The sequence below is a fragment of the Gemmata palustris genome, from assembly GCF_017939745.1.
GTDB lineage: Bacteria > Planctomycetota > Planctomycetia > Gemmatales > Gemmataceae > Gemmata > Gemmata palustris.
Window position 1 is genome coordinate 3,679,676 of record NZ_JAGKQQ010000001.1, and the last position, 17,160, is coordinate 3,696,835.

Genomic DNA, 17,160 nt, shown 5'->3' on the forward strand with positions numbered 1-17,160 from the left:
GCGCGGGCACTGGTCCGATCACATCGGCGAAGCGGGGTGAACGAGCCGCGACCGTGCGGCCGCGGCTCGAAACCGGACTAATCCTCCTCGGCGTCCTTGAGCTGCGCTTTGCTCACGATTTGTTGCTGCACGTTCGCGGGCACCATGTCGTAGTGGCTCAACTCCATCGCGTAGGAACCTTGCCCCTGCGTCATGCCGCCCAGTTGCGCCGCGTACTTGGCGACCTCGGCGAGCGGCGCCCGCGCGTAAATCACGGTCATGTCGCCGGGCAAACTGTCCTGGTTCTCGACGTGTGCCCGCTTCGTCGGGAGGTCACCGAGAACCGCACCGGTGTACTTGCTGGGCACGGTGATTTCCAGCTTCACGATCGGCTCGAGCAGCGACGGCCGGGCCGTCATGAAGGCTTTTTTGAAGGCGTGCCGCGCGGCCGTTTTGAACGCGGCCTCGGACGAGTCCACGTCGTGGTACTTGCCGAAGTGGACCTCCACGGCGCAGTCCTGGATGCGGTACCCGGCCAGAACGCCGCGCTCCAGCATCTCCTTGCACCCCTTCTCGATCGCGGGGAGGAAGTTGTTCGGGATCGTGCCGCCGACGATGTGGTCGATGAACGCGAAGTTGAACGCCGGGTCGTAGTGGACGCTCCGGAGCTTCTCGAAGCGGCTCTTGTTCGCGAACTCGGACTCGCACTGGGCCTGGTCCTTGATCTCGCGCGACAGCGGGTACATGCGGATGTGGACCTCGGCGAACTGCCCGCGCCCGCCGGTCTGCTTCTTGTGCTTGTGGTCGCCCGGGGCCTCGCCGTTGATCGTCTCGCGGTACGGGATCTTCGGCTCCTTCGTGTTCACCTCGACGCCGAACCGGGCCTTGAGGCGCTCGCGGATGATGTCCAGGTGCAGTTGGCTCACGCCGCTGATGACGAGCTCGTGCGTCTGGGCGTCCTGCTTCACCTTCACGGTCGGATCCTCGGCCGCGAGTTTGTGCAGCCCGACGGAAATCTTCTGCTCGTCGCCGCGCGTCTTGGGCTCGATCGCGAGCCCGAACATCGGCGTGGGGAAGTGCGGGAGCGGGAGCTTCGGCGCGTGGTTCGTGTACGCGATCGTGTCGCCGATCTCGAGCCCCTCGACCTTCGCGATCGCGACGATGTCGCCCGGCCCCGCCTCGTGGACCTGCGTGGTCGCTTTGCCCTGGGCCTCGAGCAGGTGCCCGACGCGGAGCGTTTGCCCGCTGCGCAGGTTCACGACGTTGTGGTTGTGCTGGAGCTTACCCGCGAGCACGCGGACGAAGCTCAGGTGCCCCACGAACTTGTCGTTGACCACCTTGAACACTTGGGCGACGAAATCCTCCAACTCGGTCGGCTCGAGCTGGTGCGTGGACCCGTTCGACCCGATCTGCAGCCCCTCGAGGCGCTTGCGGGAGAACGTCGGCGACAGCCCGTAGCGGCTGAGCGCGTCGAGCAGTTCCTTCACGCCCTTGTCCTTCTTCGCGGACGCGCAGAAGATCGGGATCAGCGTGCCCGTGTCCATCGCCCGGGTGATGTCGGCCTCCAGTTCCGCCAGTGTGACCTTGCCCTCGCTCAGGTACTTCTCGAGCAGCGCCTCGTCGGACTCGACGACCGCTTCGATGAGCTGGCTCCGCGCGGCCGCGGCGTCCACCGGGACGGACGGCGGGAGGATCTGCCGCGGGTCGAGCAGGCAGTGGATCTCGCGCATCCCCGGTCCGGTCCGGTCCGGGATGTTGAACAACACGCAGTTCTTCCCGAACGCCGATTGAATGCCCTCGACCAGGCCGGGCAGGTCGATGTTGTCGGCGTCGAGCTTGTTGATGACGATCGCCCGCGACAGGCCCAGCGCGGTCGCCTCCTGGAACATCTTCCGCGTGTTCATCTCCACGCCGTTGACCGCGGAGACGACGATCACCGCGGTCTCGACGGCCGCGAGCGCTTCGAGCGCGGCGCCGATGAAGTCCGGGGAGCCGGGGGCGTCCAGGATGTTGAGGTGCTTGCCGTCGTGGTCGGCGTGGAGGACGTGGGTGTCGATGGAGAAGTGGTGCTTGTGTTCCTCGTCGTCGGAGTCGGCGACCGACGTCCCGTCGTCCACGCTCCCGAGTCGGTCGACCGCGTGGGCGTCGAAGAGGAGGGCATCGGCCAGGCTGGACTTGCCCGCGGCTCGGTGCCCGACGAGTGCAATGTCCCTTACGTTTTCCACCACATGTTTTACGGCCATGACGTGAACTCCAATTGGAGAGAGGAGGAGCACACTGGCGCGTTAAGTGGTCGCCTCTACTGAGGTGGCCGCGTCAGTGCGAGAGCGGCTGCGAGGTCCAGACTCCCTTCGTAAAGTGCGCGGCCGATAATGCAGCCCGGAATCCCTTCATCAATCAGTCGGCGCACGTGATCGAGAGTACAAACACCTCCACTGGCGATGACGGGGAGCGGGACCGCGGCCTTCATCTCGGCGAGCCCGGCGAAGTTCGGGCCGCTCATCATCCCGTCCTTCGCGATGTCCGTGTAAACGACCGCGGCGAGCGGCGCGTCACTGACCTGCTTCGCGAGGTCGATGGCTTTGACCTGGGAAACTTCGAGCCACCCCTCGGTCGCGACGAACCCGTTCTTCGCGTCCACGCCCAGAACGATGTGGTCCGGGTAGCGCGTGGCAACCGCGCGGGTCCAGTCCGGCGCCTGGAGCGCCCGGGTGCCGAGCACCGCCCACCGCACGCCCCACCCGAAGACGGTTTCGAGGTCCGCGTCGGTGCGCAAGCCGCCACCGAGTTGCACCGGAACGCCCGCGGCCTCGACGATCGCACGAATGACGGCGCCGTTGACGGGCTTGCCGGCCTTCGCGCCATCAAGGTCGACAACGTGGATGCGGTCGGCGCCGAGTTCGACCCACCGGCGCGCGACCGCGGCCGGGTCGTCCGAGAATTCGGTTTTTTGCGAGTAATCGCCCTGCTTCAGCCGCACGGCGCGGCCATTAAGGAGATCAATTGCCGGGTAGATGAACATGAATCGATCCTTGAACTCCGTGGTCATTCTTCACGGAGGGCGGGAGGAAAGCAAGGGAATTGAAGGAATCGTGAAGAGCGGACTCGTTCAATGCCAAAGGCAGATTCCGAGAAGATGAGGGGATCGGCCACCAAAAAGCGCGCGGGGCACAAAAGAAACCCGTGGGCAAAGAGCGGAATCAGGACAACTCTTTTCCTCGACTTTCTTTTGTGCCCCGCGCGCTTTTTGGTGGCCGATCCCCTCGCCTTCTCGCTCGTGGTGGTGTGACCGCTTGCGCGTTTCGCTCAGCGCGCGAGCGCGGGGAGGTAGTCGTTGTCGAGTTGCAGGATCACGAGCGCGACGGCGGTGCAATAGTTGGGGCCGAAGTTGGCGTCGGCCCAGCTCCCGTCCTTGGCCTGCATGTTCTTGAGTTCCTTGAACAGTTTGGGGCGGGTCGTCGACCAGCGCAGAAGATTTTGGGCGCCCGTATCGGCGTCGATCTTGCGGTGCCCGTTCTCGCCCAGTGCGAACGCGACCCGCGCGAACTGGTACTGCTGTAACATCGCGTACACCCCGCCGTCGCGGAGGAAGCGGAGTTGTTGTGTGGCGTTCGTGCTGTTCGCGTTCTGCACCCACTTCGTCAGGGACTCGGGCCGGCCCCCGTCCTGCATGAGCACCCCGGCCGCGGCCATCGCGCTGAACATCGGTTGCCCGTCGTTACCCGCCGGGAGCATTCCGTTCGCGATGCTGTAAACGATCCCGCCCTCTTTGTTGGTCGCCCGGGCGAGGTACTGGAACCCCTTGTCGGTCACGGTTTTCGGCACGCTGATGCCGACCTTTCGGGCGGCGAGAAGCGCCTGGAGCGCGAGCGCGGTGGACTGGCTGTCGCTGTACCCGCCGTTCTCGCTCGTGGCGACGATCCCCCACCCGCCGCTCGCGTGCTGGCGCTCGGTGAGGAACGCGGTCGCTTTGTCGAGCACGTTCACGAGCCGTTTGCGGCGGTCGGTGTCGTCGTCCGCGTCGTAGGCGCAGGCGAGGAACTGCAGCGCGTGGGCGTGGCTCTGGATGTACTGGTACATCTCGTTCGGGGAGTTGCTGGCGAGCAACCCCTTGTCACTCGTGTTCGCCTCCAGCCAGGCGACCGTCTTGCGGACGTGCGGCGCGTAGGCGCCGTGCTTCGGCGTGCTGCCCTCCATCAGGAGCGCGAGCCCGGCCATCGTGGTAATCGTGGTGGGGGAGACGCCGTTGAGCCCCTCCCAGGTGCCGTCATCTTTCTGTTGCGCGGCGAGCCACTTCAGCCCGTTTCGGACGGCATCGTTTGTGCCCTGCTCGGGCGCGGGTGTCGCCAGGACCGCGAGAGCAATGGCGGCGGCTGCGGCGTGCATTGGTGGCCCCAGTAAGAACGAAAGCCCTTACCACTATGGACGCACCACGAAGGGAAGATCAACAAGGAACCCGGATTTCGTTACATGGAACGTGCGGAGCTTGTACCTCGCGCGCGGCCGAGACGGGCGTTCCCTCACAAGTGGTAAGAGGTTCGGGCGGGCGCACCACAGAACGGCGCCCCTTAATCGTGGGGGCGCTCCAGATCTTCGTATCGGAGCACCCCACGGGTTCCCGCAAGTGCCGGGCGGTTACACGGCGTCGATATAAATGCTCATGGCCCTCGGGGTCGGGTCCAGATCGACGCCCCCGCTCGCGGTGCCGCCGTTATCCTGCACCTGGAAGGTGAAGGTGGTGTACGGCGTCATGAGCCCGCTGTACGCGCCGACCGGCGGGTTGTATTGCAGAGTGCCAATGTCCGCTACCGCGATGACGGCGCCCGCCGAGATCGGCGCCCCGGACAGCGTCAGCGTGCCGAGTGAGGGCAGGGTGGTGATCTTCACCGCCAGTAGCGCGTCGCTGTCGGCATCGGTGAACACGAAGTCCGACGCCGAGAAGGGGTAGGCGACATCCGTGAACGCGATCACCGAGTTGGCCACACCGACCGGGGCGTCGTTGACGTCGGTCACGGTGACGGCAACGGCCTGGGTCGTGGTGAAGGTGCCGTCGGCCGCCTGAACCGTAACGTCGTACACGTTATTCGTGCCGGCGTCGGCCGGAGACTCGAAGTTCCGTGCGCTCAGGAACGTCAGCGCCCCGGTGGTCGGGTTGATGGCGAACAGGCTCTGATCGGCCCCGCCGACGATGCTGTACGTCACGGCCGCGCCGGTGCCGCCGGTGGTGGTGACCGTAGTCACCGCGGTCTGGTTCTCCGCGGCACTGGCCGTCGCGCCCGACGTGATGACCAGGGGCGAGGCTTCGTTGACGTCGGTGACGGTGACGGTGACGGCCTGGGTCGTGGTGCGGGTGCCGTCGGACGCCTGTACGGTGACGTCGTACACGTTGTTCGTGCCGGCATCGGCCGGCTCCTCGAAATCGGGCGCGCTCAGGAACGTCAGCGCCCCGGTGGTCGGGTTGATGGCGAACAGGCTCTGGTCGGCCCCGCCGACGATGCTGTACGTCACGGCCGCGCCGGCGCCGCCGGTGGTGGTGACCGTAGTCACCGCGGTCTGGTTCTCCGCGGCACTGGCCGTCGCGCCCGACGTGATGACCAGGGGCCGGGTGGGTTCCGGGGCGGTCCCGAGCCGGCCGCTCGCGGAGCCGGCGACCAGGGAGCTGGTCAGCTCCGCGCCGGTGACGCCGTCGAACGTTTTCACGTGCCCGCGCCCGGTCCCGGCCACGAGGATGTTGCCGTCGGCATCGGCGCCGACCGACACGCCGCCGAGGAACGCCTGGGCGAAGGCGAAGAAGCTCTCGTTCAGGGCGCCGGTCGCGCCGTCGTAGGCCTTCACGTGCGGCCCGGCCCCCGGCCCGGCCCCGACCAGAACCTCGGCCTTACCGTCCCCGTTCAGGTCGCCGACGGCCAGGTCGATGGACCCGGAGAACCCGTCGAACACGAGGAAGCTGCGGAGCTCGGTCCCGGTCCCGCCCTGGAACACCTTCACGTGCCCGCCGGACCCCGGCCCGGCCCCGGTGACGATGTCCGCCTTGCCGTCCCCGTCAACGTCCCCGAGCGTCACCCGGACCCCGCCGACGAACCCCTGGCCGTAGGCGAAGAAGCTGGCCAGCTCCGAGCTGTCCGCCCCGCTGAACGCCTTGACGTGCGTCCCGCCCCCGTTCGCCACGGCGACGGCGATGTCCGCCTTACCGTCCCCGTCGATGTCGCCGGCCGCGACGTTCACCCCGCCGGTGAACCCGGCGAACGCCAGGAAGCTCCGCACCTCTTGAAACGTGACCCCGTCGTACACCTTCACGTGCGAGAACCCGAGCGCGGACCCGGCGATGACGTCGTTCACCCCGTCCCCGGTCACGTCGCCCATCGCCACGTTCACCCCGCCCTTGAACCCGGTGTCGAAGACCTGGACGGTCGCGACCTGCTGCTGGGTGTTCCCGTCGAACACGCGCACGATCGGGGCCTCACCGAACGCAGCGCCGGTGGCGAAGTTGCCGGTCAGTAGTGCCCGGTCCTCGAGAACCTCGACCCAGAACTTACCGCGCCGCGTCGGCGCTCCTTTCGGGGACAGTGAGGGGGTTCCGACCAGGGCTTTCATCCAGCGCGTCAGCAGCATCGAGAACTCCGTTGGGCATGCAAATGAGCAACCCGCGCGCTCGAATCGCGCGCGGGCTCGGGCAGAGGTCGGGGTGACCGTTAAGCAATCTGTACTTAAGTCATGGCCGGTAGGAAAACAAATCGCTCGGCCCCGAAAGTCCGCCCTGCGACGCGGGTAAAGCGGCCGATTGCAAGCGAAGTTCGAGTTTTCAACCCCGGCGCAAAGCCGGCCATGTAGTCAAATATTACGCAGAACGAACAGGACACAATCTGTCTGTGCGACGGCGGTACCTGCTCGCAGCCGTGTGTGCGCGACTGCGAGCGAGCGCCGCGCCCTTAATTTTCATCCAGTGATTGCCGGATAAGTGGCCGCGGTTACTTCTGCAGGATGGGAAGATAGTTATTGGGCAACTGGAGCACGATCAGGCTCATGGCGGTGGCGTATGCGGACCCGTGGCGGTTATCGCCCCAGGTGCCGCCGTTGGCCCGGGCGCGGCCCAGGAGCTCGTCGCGGATCGCCGGGAACCAGGTGCGCCAGTAGTCGCCCCCGGCCGACCACATCGCCAGGGCCGCGTAGTACTGGCCGTAGTAGTAATAGTCCGCCGGTATCGCCGGGCGCGGGTTAAACGAGTGGTTGGGCGTGAACTGCTGCAGGTACTGCAGCCCGCGCTCGATGGCCCTTCCGTTCACGCGCTCGTCCTCGGGGATGCTGGCGCTGTACAGCCCGACGACCGCCGCGGCGCTCCGCGCGAACGCCGACGGCCCCGCGCCCTTGATGTAGCAGAACCCGCCGTCGGCCACTTGGCACTCGCGGATGTACTTCGCGCCGCGCCGCACGACGTCCTTGCGCACGAACACGCCCGCGTTCCGGGCCGCGCGCAGGCCCATCATCATCGCGACCGTCACCGACACGTCCGCGAACGGGGCGTTGGGCTCGTACCGCCACCCGCCCTCGGTGTTCGGCGTGCTCGCTCCGAACGCGGTCGCCTTCTCGAGCACCGCGCGCACGCGCTTCTGGCGCTGGGCCTCCGGGAGCATCCCGCACACTTCCGCGAGGAACAGGCTCGCGAACCCGTGGCTGTACATCGCGCGGGGTTGGGTGCTGACCCGCGCGAGTGGGGTGTCGCTCAGGAACCCGGGGTTGGTGCCCGCCACCAGCCCCGTGACGTAATCGACCGCCCGGCTCACGTTCTTCCCGTACTTCCCGCGCCCGGGCTGGTGCCCGGCCCCGAGCAGGGCCAGCCCGCTCAGCCCCGCGATGCCCGCCGCGGCCCCGGTAATGTGGCTCCCAAACGACCCGTCGGCTCCCTGGCTCTGTGCGAGCAGCGCGAGCCCGCGGTCGATGGCCGATTGTGTCTCGGGTGTGATGAACTCGGCGCCCGAATCGGAGCGCGAAGTGGACGACTCGTCCGCGCGCGGCCCACCGCCCGGTTGGGCGAACCCGCCCAGGTGGAGTGCGGCCACGGACCCGCCCACCGCTGTTGCCCGGAAGAAGTCGCGCCGCGACACGGAGCGCAGGGAATTCCACATGAGTCGGGAGCCCTCGACGAGTGCTGATCGAAAGGAGAGGCCGGTAGCGATCGTGCCGTTTCCTGGGTTCGATACAGAGGATAATAACCTGTGGCTGATCGCTTCTTCCACAATGCTCTTTCGGCTAGGTGTTACGCAGTGCGGCGTTTTTGGGGCTTGCGCGGGTGCCGGTGTGGTACTACGATCGGCCCATGAGCGTACCCAAGGTGTTCCCGCGCGACTACATCGAGTTCCTGATCGCGACCCCGAAGGCGTGCTCGGGGGCGGAAGCCGCGCGGGTGCAGCCGGCGGTCCCGGACCCGCCGGCCCACGACGCCTTCACTCGCCTGCTGACCCGATTGGAGCCGGACCCGAGCACCCTTTGGGCCGAAGCCGCAACCCAAGTCCGGCGCGCCGGCGGTGTCCTTGTCATAGATGACTCGACCCTCGACAAGCCTTACGCCAAGGCCATCGAACTGGTGACCCGGCACTGGTCCGGCAAGCACCACGCGGTCGTCCAGGGGATCAACTTGGTGTCCTTGCTGTGGACCGACGGGGATCGCCATATCCCGTGCGATTACCGGGTGTACGACACGGGCGACGGGCGCACCAAGAACGACCACTTCGGGGACATGATCCGGACCGCCTACGCGCGCCGGTTCAAGCCCCGGTGCGTCGTATTCGACGGCTGGTACAGTAGTTTGGACAACCTCAAATTGATACGCGACTGCGGGTGGACGTGGCTCACCCGGCTCAAGTCGAACCGGCTGGTAAACCTCGACCGTCGGGGCACGCGAGCCCTGGCGGACACGGCCATTGCAGCCACGGGCACGGAGGTGTGGCTGCCGGGGTTCGGGTTGGTGAAGGTATTCGGGATCGCCATCCCAAACGGTGGCACCGCGTACTGGGCCACCAACGATTTGGCGATGACGGACTTGGCGCGGTTGCAGCTCGCGGACTTCTCCTGGGCCATCGAGAACTACCACCGAGGGATCAAACAATGCACCGGGATCGAGCGGTGCCAGTGCCGAACGGCCCGCGCGCAGCGGAACCACATCGGGTTGGCCCTGCGCGCGTTCCTCCGGTTCGAGGCCCACTGCTTCGCCCGTGGCGTCAGTTGGGTGGAAGCCAAGACCGCCATCATTCGAGACGCGGTCCGCAGCTACCTCACGCGACCTCATATTTGCTTCCCAAACATGCGGACTGCGTAACACCTATCGGCAACGCGCTTGCTGCTTGAATGCGCCGTACAGCGGCGCCCCGAGGCCCGCCAAGTCGCGTGCGCCCAGAACGAGGCCTACCGTCTAGCTATCGTCCGGGGATTCTGCAATGATGCGCGGGCCATGCCAGTTTCGAGACGCTCATCATAAGGGGACGGGCATGACCGAGTACGAAAGGCTGTCTCTGCACCTCCAGGCGGCGCTGGTGAACGGGCTGAGCCTCCTAGTTGTTCAGTCGAAAATGCAATCCTCGGACGAGAGCCCGAGGTACACTCAGCAGGTGTTGAACTGGCAGAACCAAGTAACGCAGGTACTGGAAGCTCTCAATTCGGTTCTAAGTCAGTAGACGGTGTGTTGTTCCCGTGGTCGGTTTAGCCCGTCGCAGAGCGACGGGCTGATGTTGCGTCAGCCGAGCGCATTCCGCCCCACTCGTCGCGGGGGCCACTGTTCCAGCACCGCTATCGGACACCATGTTAACGATCCGGGGGTTCTGTCGCTGCGAGCAAGTAGCCCCTGCGCGTTCAAGTGCATCAACGAGAGCATCTCCATCCACGGCCCGCGGACCGCGAGAGCGCACATGCGGAGCGCGGGCTCCGCCAGGTGGCCACTAACGTAAAACTTCAGGAACTGGAGCCGGCCCATTACGCGCGTCTGTTCCGGTCCGTGGACCGGAACAGGAGGTCATGAACGGCTTTGTGCGTGGTCAGGCGGCGGTAGGCACGGCCGGGCGATTTGCTCCAGCATGTCGAAGTCGGCATCGAGTCCCGGGCCGTGTCACCGAACGAGCGACGGGCCATGATGCGTCCTCTCAGCGAGTTACGACCGAACCGAACCGAGGATTCGTCCCCGACGATCTACGCACGCGAACTTCACATGGCAAAGCCGTTCATGACCTCCGCACCCGATCTCAACACGTAAAAAGCTTGCTCCGATCGTCTCCTTCCGGGTACCATACCCACACCTGCCTACCTCAGCCCGCCTGTTAGCTCTTTCCACGCCGAGAGCACCGGATGCCCATCTCATCACTACCTGCACGCCGCGAGTTCCTCCAGATCGGGGCCAGCGCCGCGATCGGCCTCGGGTTCCGCGCGCCGGGTACCTCACAAGCCGCAGCGGATCGCGGAAGCACGAAGACAAAAACGCGGTCCGTGATCCTCGTCAATCTGACGGGCGGGATGAGTCACATTGACGCGCTGGACATGAAACCGGAAGCGCCGGCCGAGATCCGCGGGGAGTTCAAGCCGATCTCGACCGCCGTGACCGGCATCCAGATTTGCGAGCACCTCCCGCAACTGGCGGCCCAAATGCGCCGGTGGGCGCTGGTCCGGTCGCTCTCGCACGGCGAGAACGGCCACCTCCCCGGTACGCACCGTTTGTTAACCGGCGCGACGATGCCGAACCAGCGGCAAACGGACCTCGACAACGTGCTGTCGCGGCGCGACTGGCCGTGCTACGCGGCCGCCCTAAACCAGATCCGACCGCGACAGGACGGCATCCCGAACGGCGTCACGCTGCCGCACGCGCTCATCGAAGGCCCGCTCACGTGGCCGGGACAGCACGCCGGGTTCCTCGGGCCGACCCACGACCCGATGCTGGTGACGCAGGACCCCAATTCCCCGACCTTTACGATGGATACGTTCGCCCTCCCGGGCGGCATCGACCAGATCCGCGTTGACGACCGGCGTAGCCTTCTCGAACGGCTGGAGTCCCCGGGGCGCGGGGACGCGGCGTTCCGCGAGCACCAGCGCCACGCCTTCGAGCTACTCGCCTCTGGGCGGATCGCGGGCGCCTTCAAGCTCGATCGCGAGCCCGTGAAGGTCCGCGACCGCTACGGCCGGAATCAGTTCGGGCAGTCGTTGCTGCTCGCCCGGCGCCTGGCGCAAGCCGGGGTACCGATCGTGCAGGCCAACATGGGGATCGTGCAGACCTGGGACACGCACGTGGATAACTGGGGGGTGTTGAAGACCCGGTTGCTCCCGTGGCTCGACCAGGCGATCACCGCACTGGCGGACGACCTCGATACGCAGGGACTGCTGGACGAAACGTTCGTGGTGGTGTCCGGCGAGTTCGGCCGCACGCCGAAGATCTCCACGCTGCCCGGAGAGAAGATCTCGGGCCGGGACCACTGGGCACACGTGTACTCGGGGCTGTTTACGGGCGGCGGGGTGGTCGGCGGACGGGTGATCGGCAAGTCCGACCGCGTCGGGGCACAACCGGTCACCACGTCGTACACGCCGTTCGATATCGGCGCGACGATCTATCAAGCGCTCGGAGTGGCCCCGGACAGCGAGATCCGCGATTCGCAGAACCGCCCGTCGCAAGTCTGCGCCGGCAAGCCGATGGATGTGCTGTTCCAGAACCGATAACGAAGCGACACGAGCGCCGAAACGACACGGCCCGCACTTCGGTGCGGGCCGTGTCGTTTCGGCTTCACAACCCTTACACCACGTCCTTCGTGAACGGCTTGGGCTTCTCCACGATCTGGATCGGGCGCCCGGTCGGGGTCTCGTTCTTCTTGGTGTGGTCGATGCCCATCAACTCGCACACGGTCGCGAGGAAATCCTGAGCGGTGGTCGGACGATCGACCACACTCGCGCCCTCCTTGTCGGTCTTACCGAGTGCCTGACCGCCCTTCAGCCCGCCGCCGAACATCGCGAGGCTCCAGGCCCGCGGGAAGTGGTCGCGCCCCGGGTTCGCGCCGCGCGTGTTGATGTTCGGGGTGCGCCCGAATTCGCCCATCCACACGATCAGCGTGCTATCGAGTAGCCCCTTATCCTTCAGATCGGTGACCAGCGCCGAGAGCGCCGAATCAACTTGCTCGGAGAGCGTTTTCACGCGCCGGAAATTGTCCTGGTGCGTGTCCCATCCGCCAAGCGCAACCTCGACGAACGGCACCCCGACCTCGACCAACCGGCGGGCCATGCACACGCCCTCGGCGAAGCGCCCGGAACCGTACTTGCTCTTGGTCGAATCGGACGAAATGTCAAACGCCTTCGCCTCCTTCGACTGCATCAACTTGACCGCGCGCTCGTAGGTCGTCTTGTGGTCGGTGATGGAATCCGCGCCGTACTCGCGGTGGAACGCCTTGTCCATTTGTTCGAGTAGCCCCACGCGGTTCCCGAGTTGTGTGGCAGAGACGGCCGACTTCAGGTCTTCCACACCGCGGTTCGGATCGGTGACGAGGAGCGGTTGGTGCTTCGGCCCGAGGAACCCGGAACCGTAAGTGCGCCCACCGATAGCAACGAAGTTCGGCATCGGGCTGTCGGACTTGCCCGCTTCCTGCGCCACGATCGAGCCGAGCGACGGATAGGTGACGCCCCCCTGCCCCTCGCGGAAGCCGGTGTGCATGTAATACTTCGCACGCGGGTGCGCGCCTTCGGGCGTCGTCATCCCGCGAACGACGAGGCCGTGGTTCATGACCTTCGCGACGTTCGGCAGGTGCTCGCTAATCTCGACCCCCTGGGCCGCCGTCTTGATCGCCTTGAACTCGCCCGCGCCCTTGCTGTCGGGCTTCAAGTCCCAGGTGTCCTTGTGACTCGGTCCGCCGTCCATCCACAAAAGAATGCACGACTTAGCCTTCCCCTTCCCGCCGGTCGGAGCGGCTTTCGCCAGCGCCGGGAACCAACCGGACAGCGAGGGCGCGAACACACCGGCCGCGGCCAGTTTCAGCACGTCGCGCCGGGTCTTCTCTTGCAGTTTCGTCGAGAACATGACCGTCTCCGAATATTTGATGTTGGGCGAACGGCCGGCTGATACCGGCTGGTAGGGTAAGGTTCGGTCGGTTTGAACGAGCCGCGACCGCAACAGTAGTTTCAAGGCGTTGCGTTGGTTGTAAGTGTATTGTGTGGCAGGGTAATACATCGTGTGCGTGGGTATCGTGAGCGGATCCGTTGCGTGAGCCAGTCGAGCATCTCGGCCAACGGGAACTGGGCGACCCAGGCGGTCGGCGCGAGCCCGCGTGCCCGAGCGATCCGGAGCGTCAGGTACACCCACACCTGGCGCAACAGCAGGGCCACGCCCTCGAGCAGCAACCGGTACTCGGGGTTGGTGCTGGTGGTCCACCCGCGGGCCTGGTTCTTCTGCCGATAGCTGGTCTCGATCCCGAACCGCTCTCGGTACCGCCGGCGCCCCAACCGAGCCCGGTTCGCCTCCGACACGGCGGTCGCATCGCCCCACCCGCGGAACGCGTACACCCGGGCGTGCGATTCGCCCTTCCGTTGCCACACGAGCACCCGAGTCGATACCGCCTTGCGGCTCTTCTCGGTGACCCACTCCATGGTGGTGATGGTGCCGTGGGGTTGGGTGTAGCTGGCGTTGCGGCGGTTGGTACCGGTGCCCTTCTTGCGCATCGGGACCGTGTAGCTCAGGTTCCGTTCCTGCAACAGCAACAGGGTCTCCCCGCTGTCGAACCCGGCGTCCAGAACCACCCCGCGGACCGTGAGCCCGCGGGCCGCCACCTGGTCCAGAAGGGTCTGCACCTGCTGGTGCGGCTTGGTTCCTTTCGTCACGCTCATCAGCCCCACGGTGTACCGCCGGTGCTTGTGAATCAGTACCCCGGTGGCGTACGCGTGAAAGAACGAGGTCCCGGCCTTCTTGGGTCCGCCGATGATCCCCGGGGTGCTGCGATCCCCATAAAAGGGGACGTAATGCACATCGATGGCACACGTCCACCGGCGCCTCCGGTCCCGGCGCGTGAACCCCGCCACCTGGTGAAGGGCATCCACCAACCGGGCCGTGAGTTGGTCCCGGGAACCCCGGTTGGCGTGCATCGCCTGTCGCGCGGTCTCGTGGGAGAACCCGAAGTACCGGGTCACTACCGCGAACAACGTGCGGGTGGTGCCCGCGATCAACAGCACCAGGTCGAGCAACTGGGTGCGCGTGACCGACCGCTTGTAGTCGGTCCAACCCAGGGCCCGTTCCAACGTTCGGCGCGTCAGTGCGTGGACCACCGCCGGGGTGATCGTAGAGTAACCACGTCGCATGGGAGGCTCCCGTTCAAGTGCCTGAGAACCTTGAACTTAGGAACTCCCATGCGGCACTGCCAAATCACTTGAAACTACTGGCAAGGGAGCGGTAGCAGTGGCTCCCGGTGTTACTCGCGCCACAGGCCAAGGGGACCGTGCCACTGAACCAGAGACCACGCGAAGCGCTTCACGTAGCTCGTAGCGCCTCCCACTCCCTTGCGGTCGCGGCTCGTCGGCACCAGGAACTAACGAACCAATGTGAATTCACTGCTGTTCAACACCGCCCAGAGGATGTCGCTGTAAGCGGTTTGGGCGCCGGTGCGCTTCACGTAAGCGGTCAGGTTCTTCGTTTCCTCGCTCGTCGGGCGCCGGGAGAGCGCGGCGAGGTAGATGCGTTCGATCGCTTCTTCGGGATTCGTCGTCGAGCCAATAATTCCCCGCGCCGCGGCCGGGCTGTTCGCGATCGGCGCGTTCATCAGCCGAAGCGCTTGCGGGATACCGGCTTCGTAATCGAGGGCACTGGTCGAATCCGCTCCCGCGAGGAAGAAGTTCACGAACTGATCGCGCCCGCCCACTCGCGCCCCGCGTGCGGCCCCGACCATACCTCGCGCCCCCCGCATGTCTACCACACGAGCGCCCCCGGTCACTTGTGCGAGGGAATCGTAGAGTTGTTCGGGCGAGAGCACCTTCACCGCGATGTGGCTGTAGAGCGCCTTGTCGTTCTTGTTGTCCGCGGTGGGCTTGCTGGTCCGCTGGTACGCATCACTCAGGCAGATCGCTTTGAAGAGGTACTTGAGGTCGAACTCGCCCGCGGTCGAAACGTGGTGCGCGAGCGCGGCGAGGAGGTCCGGGTGCGTCGGCTCGTTCTCCGGGAGCATGTCGTCCACCGGGTTCACGATCCCGCGCCCGAACAGGTGCGCCCAGGTGCGGTTCACGAGCGCCTTCGCGAAGAACGGGTTGCTCGGGCCGGTCATCCACTTCGCGAGCGCCGGGCGGTACGGTTCACTGGCACCCAGCTTCGGCTCCTCGCCACTGAGGAACTTCGTCGGCACGGTTTTGGCGGACTCGGGGAAGAAGTCCCGCTGGCGCGTGCGCCCGTTGCCCTCGGTCACGCCGATCGTGGTATTGTCGCCGCCCTTGTTCCCGTTCCTGGGGTTGTCCGCCTTCACCTTGCTGTAGAAGCCGGCCATCCCCCAATATTCCGTCTGCTTCCACGACGTGAACGGGTGGTTGTGGCATTGGGCGCACTGGAGCTGGACACCCAGGAAGTGCTGCGTGGTGGTGTCAGTGAGCTTGTCCACCGAGCGGTTCGCGAGGAAGTACGTCACCGCGGGGTTGTCCGCAACGGTTCCGGTCGCGGTAACGAGGCCCGTCACGAGCTTGTCCCAGCCGGGGTTCTTGTTGAACTCGTCTTCCAGCCACTTGTAGAGCGGGTCTTTCAGAACGAAGCGGTTCCCGGAGTCGCGCGGGAACAATTTTGCGGTCCAGATGTCCGCCATGCGCCGGCCGAAGTGCGGATCGGCGAGCAACTCGTCGACGAGCTTCGCCCGCTTGTCGGCCTCTTTCGAGTCGAGGAAGGCTTTCGCCCGCTCCGCCGACGGGATGACGCCCGTGATATCGAGCGACGCGCGGCGCAGGAATTCTTCGTCCGAACTCTGCGTGGACGCGGTCAGTTTCGCGTCCGCGAGTTGACGATTGATTTCGGTGTCAATAATTTTTGCGAGCGCGACTGCGTCCTTGGCTTTCGGCGTCGCGAGAGTCGGTAGTGTTGGTGTGGTCGGTTTCTCGGCAACCGGCTTAACTTCGGGCTTGGTAGTGGGGCGTGCGGGCGGCACGAACTTCTTGCCCTTCTTCCCGAGCTTCTCCTGCGCGTCGAGTGGCGAGAAGTCGCCGATCAGCGCAACGAATCCGGCGGTTAGCGCGAACAGGGCCAGTGGACGGAACCGCATTGGCAAACCCTCACGGGTGCGAGCGAACGATACCAGATCCAACCCCCGCACAAGGGCGAAGGTTCCGCTCAGCAACCGATATCAGAATGCCACCGATTCAAGAAACAGACATGAGATCGGAGTGAAGGAAATGTCTCACTGGACCAAAACTCGCGGTCCCAGATCTGCGGTTACAGCCCGAAAAGAGTTTTCGCGTTCCGCGTGGTGTGCTCTTCGATCTCGGCGACACTCACTCCCTTCACCTGGGCGAGTAGCGCGGCCGTGTGCGCGACATACGAAGGTTCGTTGCGCTTCCCGCGGACCGGTTGCGGAGCGAGATAGGGGCAGTCGGTTTCCACGAGGAGCCGGTCGAGCGCCACGTCTTTCGCGATGTCGCGCAAATTTTGCGCTGTCGGATAAGTTACCATCCCCGCAAACGACACATATAGCCCCATCTCTAAACACTCGCGTGCGGTAGCCGCGTCGCCACTGAAGGAGTGCATCACCGCACGAAGCGGTCCGTTGGCCTCCTGCCCGCGTAGAGCCTTCACCACGTCCGCTTCGGCATCACGACAGTGGATCACGAACGGCTTTCCCAGGTCGCGTGCGAGTTGGATGTGACGAGCGAAGTAATCTTCCTGAACCGGGAACGGCGCGCGGTCCCAGTAGCGATCGAGCCCCGTCTCACCGATCGCGACGACACGCGGTTCGCTCCCCGCAAGTTTCACGATGGCGTCCCAGTCACCGGCTTTGGCTTCGGACGTGTGGTTCGGCTGAATGCCCACCGCGGCAACAACGAGCGGGTAAGTGTTCGCGATCTCAACGGCCGCGAGGGACGATTCGAGGTCGATCCCGAGGCAAATCACGCGCTCCACCCCGGCCGCGGCCGCGCGCTCCAGCACCGCCGGGAGGTCTTTACGGAACCGGTCATCGAACAGGTGCGTGTGGGTATCGATCAGCATGAATG

The 17,160-nt window shown here is 65.5% G+C and carries 12 protein-coding genes; 3 read left to right on the forward strand and 9 right to left on the reverse strand.

The window, feature by feature from the left end; genetic code table 11:
* Positions 1 to 77: 77 nt before the first annotated feature.
* The 5 genes from J8F10_RS15120 to J8F10_RS15140 all read right to left on the reverse strand — a co-directional run bounded on the left by J8F10_RS15120 (position 78) and on the right by J8F10_RS15140 (position 8,102).
* Positions 78 to 2,222: an elongation factor G gene (locus J8F10_RS15120; protein ID WP_210654881.1), complete on the reverse strand. Its 2,145-nt coding sequence runs from the start codon at positions 2,220 to 2,222 to the stop codon at positions 78 to 80.
* A 56-nt stretch (positions 2,223 to 2,278) separates the two neighbouring features.
* Positions 2,279 to 3,001, reverse strand: a complete 723-nt coding sequence (gene hisA / locus J8F10_RS15125; RefSeq protein WP_210654884.1) for a 1-(5-phosphoribosyl)-5-[(5-phosphoribosylamino)methylideneamino]imidazole-4-carboxamide isomerase — start codon at positions 2,999 to 3,001, stop codon at positions 2,279 to 2,281.
* Positions 3,002 to 3,285: 284 nt separating this feature from the next.
* Positions 3,286 to 4,365, reverse strand: coding sequence for a prenyltransferase/squalene oxidase repeat-containing protein (locus J8F10_RS15130; RefSeq protein ID WP_210654886.1), 1,080 nt, complete (start codon positions 4,363 to 4,365; stop codon positions 3,286 to 3,288).
* A 249-nt stretch (positions 4,366 to 4,614) separates the two neighbouring features.
* Entirely contained in the window at positions 4,615 to 6,591 is a 1,977-nt protein-coding gene (locus J8F10_RS15135; RefSeq protein ID WP_210654888.1) for an FG-GAP-like repeat-containing protein, read from the reverse strand.
* A 356-nt stretch (positions 6,592 to 6,947) separates the two neighbouring features.
* A complete protein-coding gene (locus J8F10_RS15140; RefSeq protein ID WP_210654890.1) occupies positions 6,948 to 8,102 on the reverse strand; it encodes a prenyltransferase in 1,155 nt (384 codons plus the stop codon).
* A 191-nt stretch (positions 8,103 to 8,293) separates the two neighbouring features.
* Between J8F10_RS15140 and J8F10_RS15145 the strand changes: the two genes are divergently transcribed.
* The 3 genes from J8F10_RS15145 to J8F10_RS15150 all read left to right on the forward strand — a co-directional run bounded on the left by J8F10_RS15145 (position 8,294) and on the right by J8F10_RS15150 (position 11,667).
* On the forward strand, positions 8,294 to 9,292 hold the full coding sequence (locus tag J8F10_RS15145) for an IS701 family transposase (protein WP_210651976.1): 999 nt from the start codon (positions 8,294 to 8,296) through the stop codon (positions 9,290 to 9,292).
* Positions 9,293 to 10,096: 804 nt separating this feature from the next.
* Positions 10,097 to 10,219 (forward strand): hypothetical protein, encoded by a 123-nt coding sequence (locus J8F10_RS39875; RefSeq protein WP_261363060.1) that lies wholly within the window; start codon positions 10,097 to 10,099, stop codon positions 10,217 to 10,219.
* A 92-nt stretch (positions 10,220 to 10,311) separates the two neighbouring features.
* Positions 10,312 to 11,667 (forward strand): DUF1501 domain-containing protein, encoded by a 1,356-nt coding sequence (locus tag J8F10_RS15150; protein WP_210654892.1) that lies wholly within the window; start codon positions 10,312 to 10,314, stop codon positions 11,665 to 11,667.
* 73 nt (positions 11,668 to 11,740) lie between these two features.
* On the opposite strand, the gene J8F10_RS15155 is transcribed toward J8F10_RS15150, so the two are convergent.
* The 4 genes from J8F10_RS15155 to J8F10_RS15175 form a co-directional block, all read right to left on the reverse strand.
* Positions 11,741 to 13,012, reverse strand: coding sequence for a DUF1501 domain-containing protein (locus J8F10_RS15155; RefSeq protein WP_210654894.1), 1,272 nt, complete (start codon positions 13,010 to 13,012; stop codon positions 11,741 to 11,743).
* A gap of 101 nt (positions 13,013 to 13,113) precedes the next feature.
* A complete protein-coding gene (locus J8F10_RS38925; protein ID WP_246522717.1) occupies positions 13,114 to 14,283 on the reverse strand; it encodes a transposase in 1,170 nt (389 codons plus the stop codon).
* 227 nt (positions 14,284 to 14,510) lie between these two features.
* Positions 14,511 to 16,214, reverse strand: coding sequence for a DUF1549 and DUF1553 domain-containing protein (locus J8F10_RS15170; protein WP_210654896.1), 1,704 nt, complete (start codon positions 16,212 to 16,214; stop codon positions 14,511 to 14,513).
* 170 nt (positions 16,215 to 16,384) lie between these two features.
* A complete protein-coding gene (locus J8F10_RS15175; RefSeq protein ID WP_210654899.1) occupies positions 16,385 to 17,155 on the reverse strand; it encodes a TatD family hydrolase in 771 nt (256 codons plus the stop codon).
* Between the last annotated feature and the right edge of the window lie 5 nt (positions 17,156 to 17,160).

Excerpts from the sequence above, each read along its gene's own strand:
- J8F10_RS39875 (WP_261363060.1), top strand. The coding sequence starts at position 10,097 with ATGATGCGTCCTCTCAGCGAGTTACGACCGAACCGAACCGAGGATTCG.
- J8F10_RS15175 (WP_210654899.1), bottom strand. The coding sequence starts at position 17,155 with ATGCTGATCGATACCCACACGCACCTGTTCGATGACCGGTTCCGTAAA.
- J8F10_RS15120 (WP_210654881.1), bottom strand. The coding sequence starts at position 2,222 with ATGGCCGTAAAACATGTGGTGGAAAACGTAAGGGACATTGCACTCGTC.
- J8F10_RS15130 (WP_210654886.1), bottom strand. The coding sequence starts at position 4,365 with ATGCACGCCGCAGCCGCCGCCATTGCTCTCGCGGTCCTGGCGACACCC.
- J8F10_RS15150 (WP_210654892.1), top strand. The coding sequence starts at position 10,312 with ATGCCCATCTCATCACTACCTGCACGCCGCGAGTTCCTCCAGATCGGG.
- J8F10_RS15145 (WP_210651976.1), top strand. The coding sequence starts at position 8,294 with ATGAGCGTACCCAAGGTGTTCCCGCGCGACTACATCGAGTTCCTGATC.
- J8F10_RS15135 (WP_210654888.1), bottom strand. The coding sequence starts at position 6,591 with ATGCTGCTGACGCGCTGGATGAAAGCCCTGGTCGGAACCCCCTCACTG.
- J8F10_RS15155 (WP_210654894.1), bottom strand. The coding sequence starts at position 13,012 with ATGTTCTCGACGAAACTGCAAGAGAAGACCCGGCGCGACGTGCTGAAA.
- hisA (WP_210654884.1), bottom strand. The coding sequence starts at position 3,001 with ATGTTCATCTACCCGGCAATTGATCTCCTTAATGGCCGCGCCGTGCGG.
- J8F10_RS15140 (WP_210654890.1), bottom strand. The coding sequence starts at position 8,102 with ATGTGGAATTCCCTGCGCTCCGTGTCGCGGCGCGACTTCTTCCGGGCA.
- J8F10_RS15170 (WP_210654896.1), bottom strand. The coding sequence starts at position 16,214 with ATGCGGTTCCGTCCACTGGCCCTGTTCGCGCTAACCGCCGGATTCGTT.
- J8F10_RS38925 (WP_246522717.1), bottom strand. The coding sequence starts at position 14,283 with ATGCGACGTGGTTACTCTACGATCACCCCGGCGGTGGTCCACGCACTG.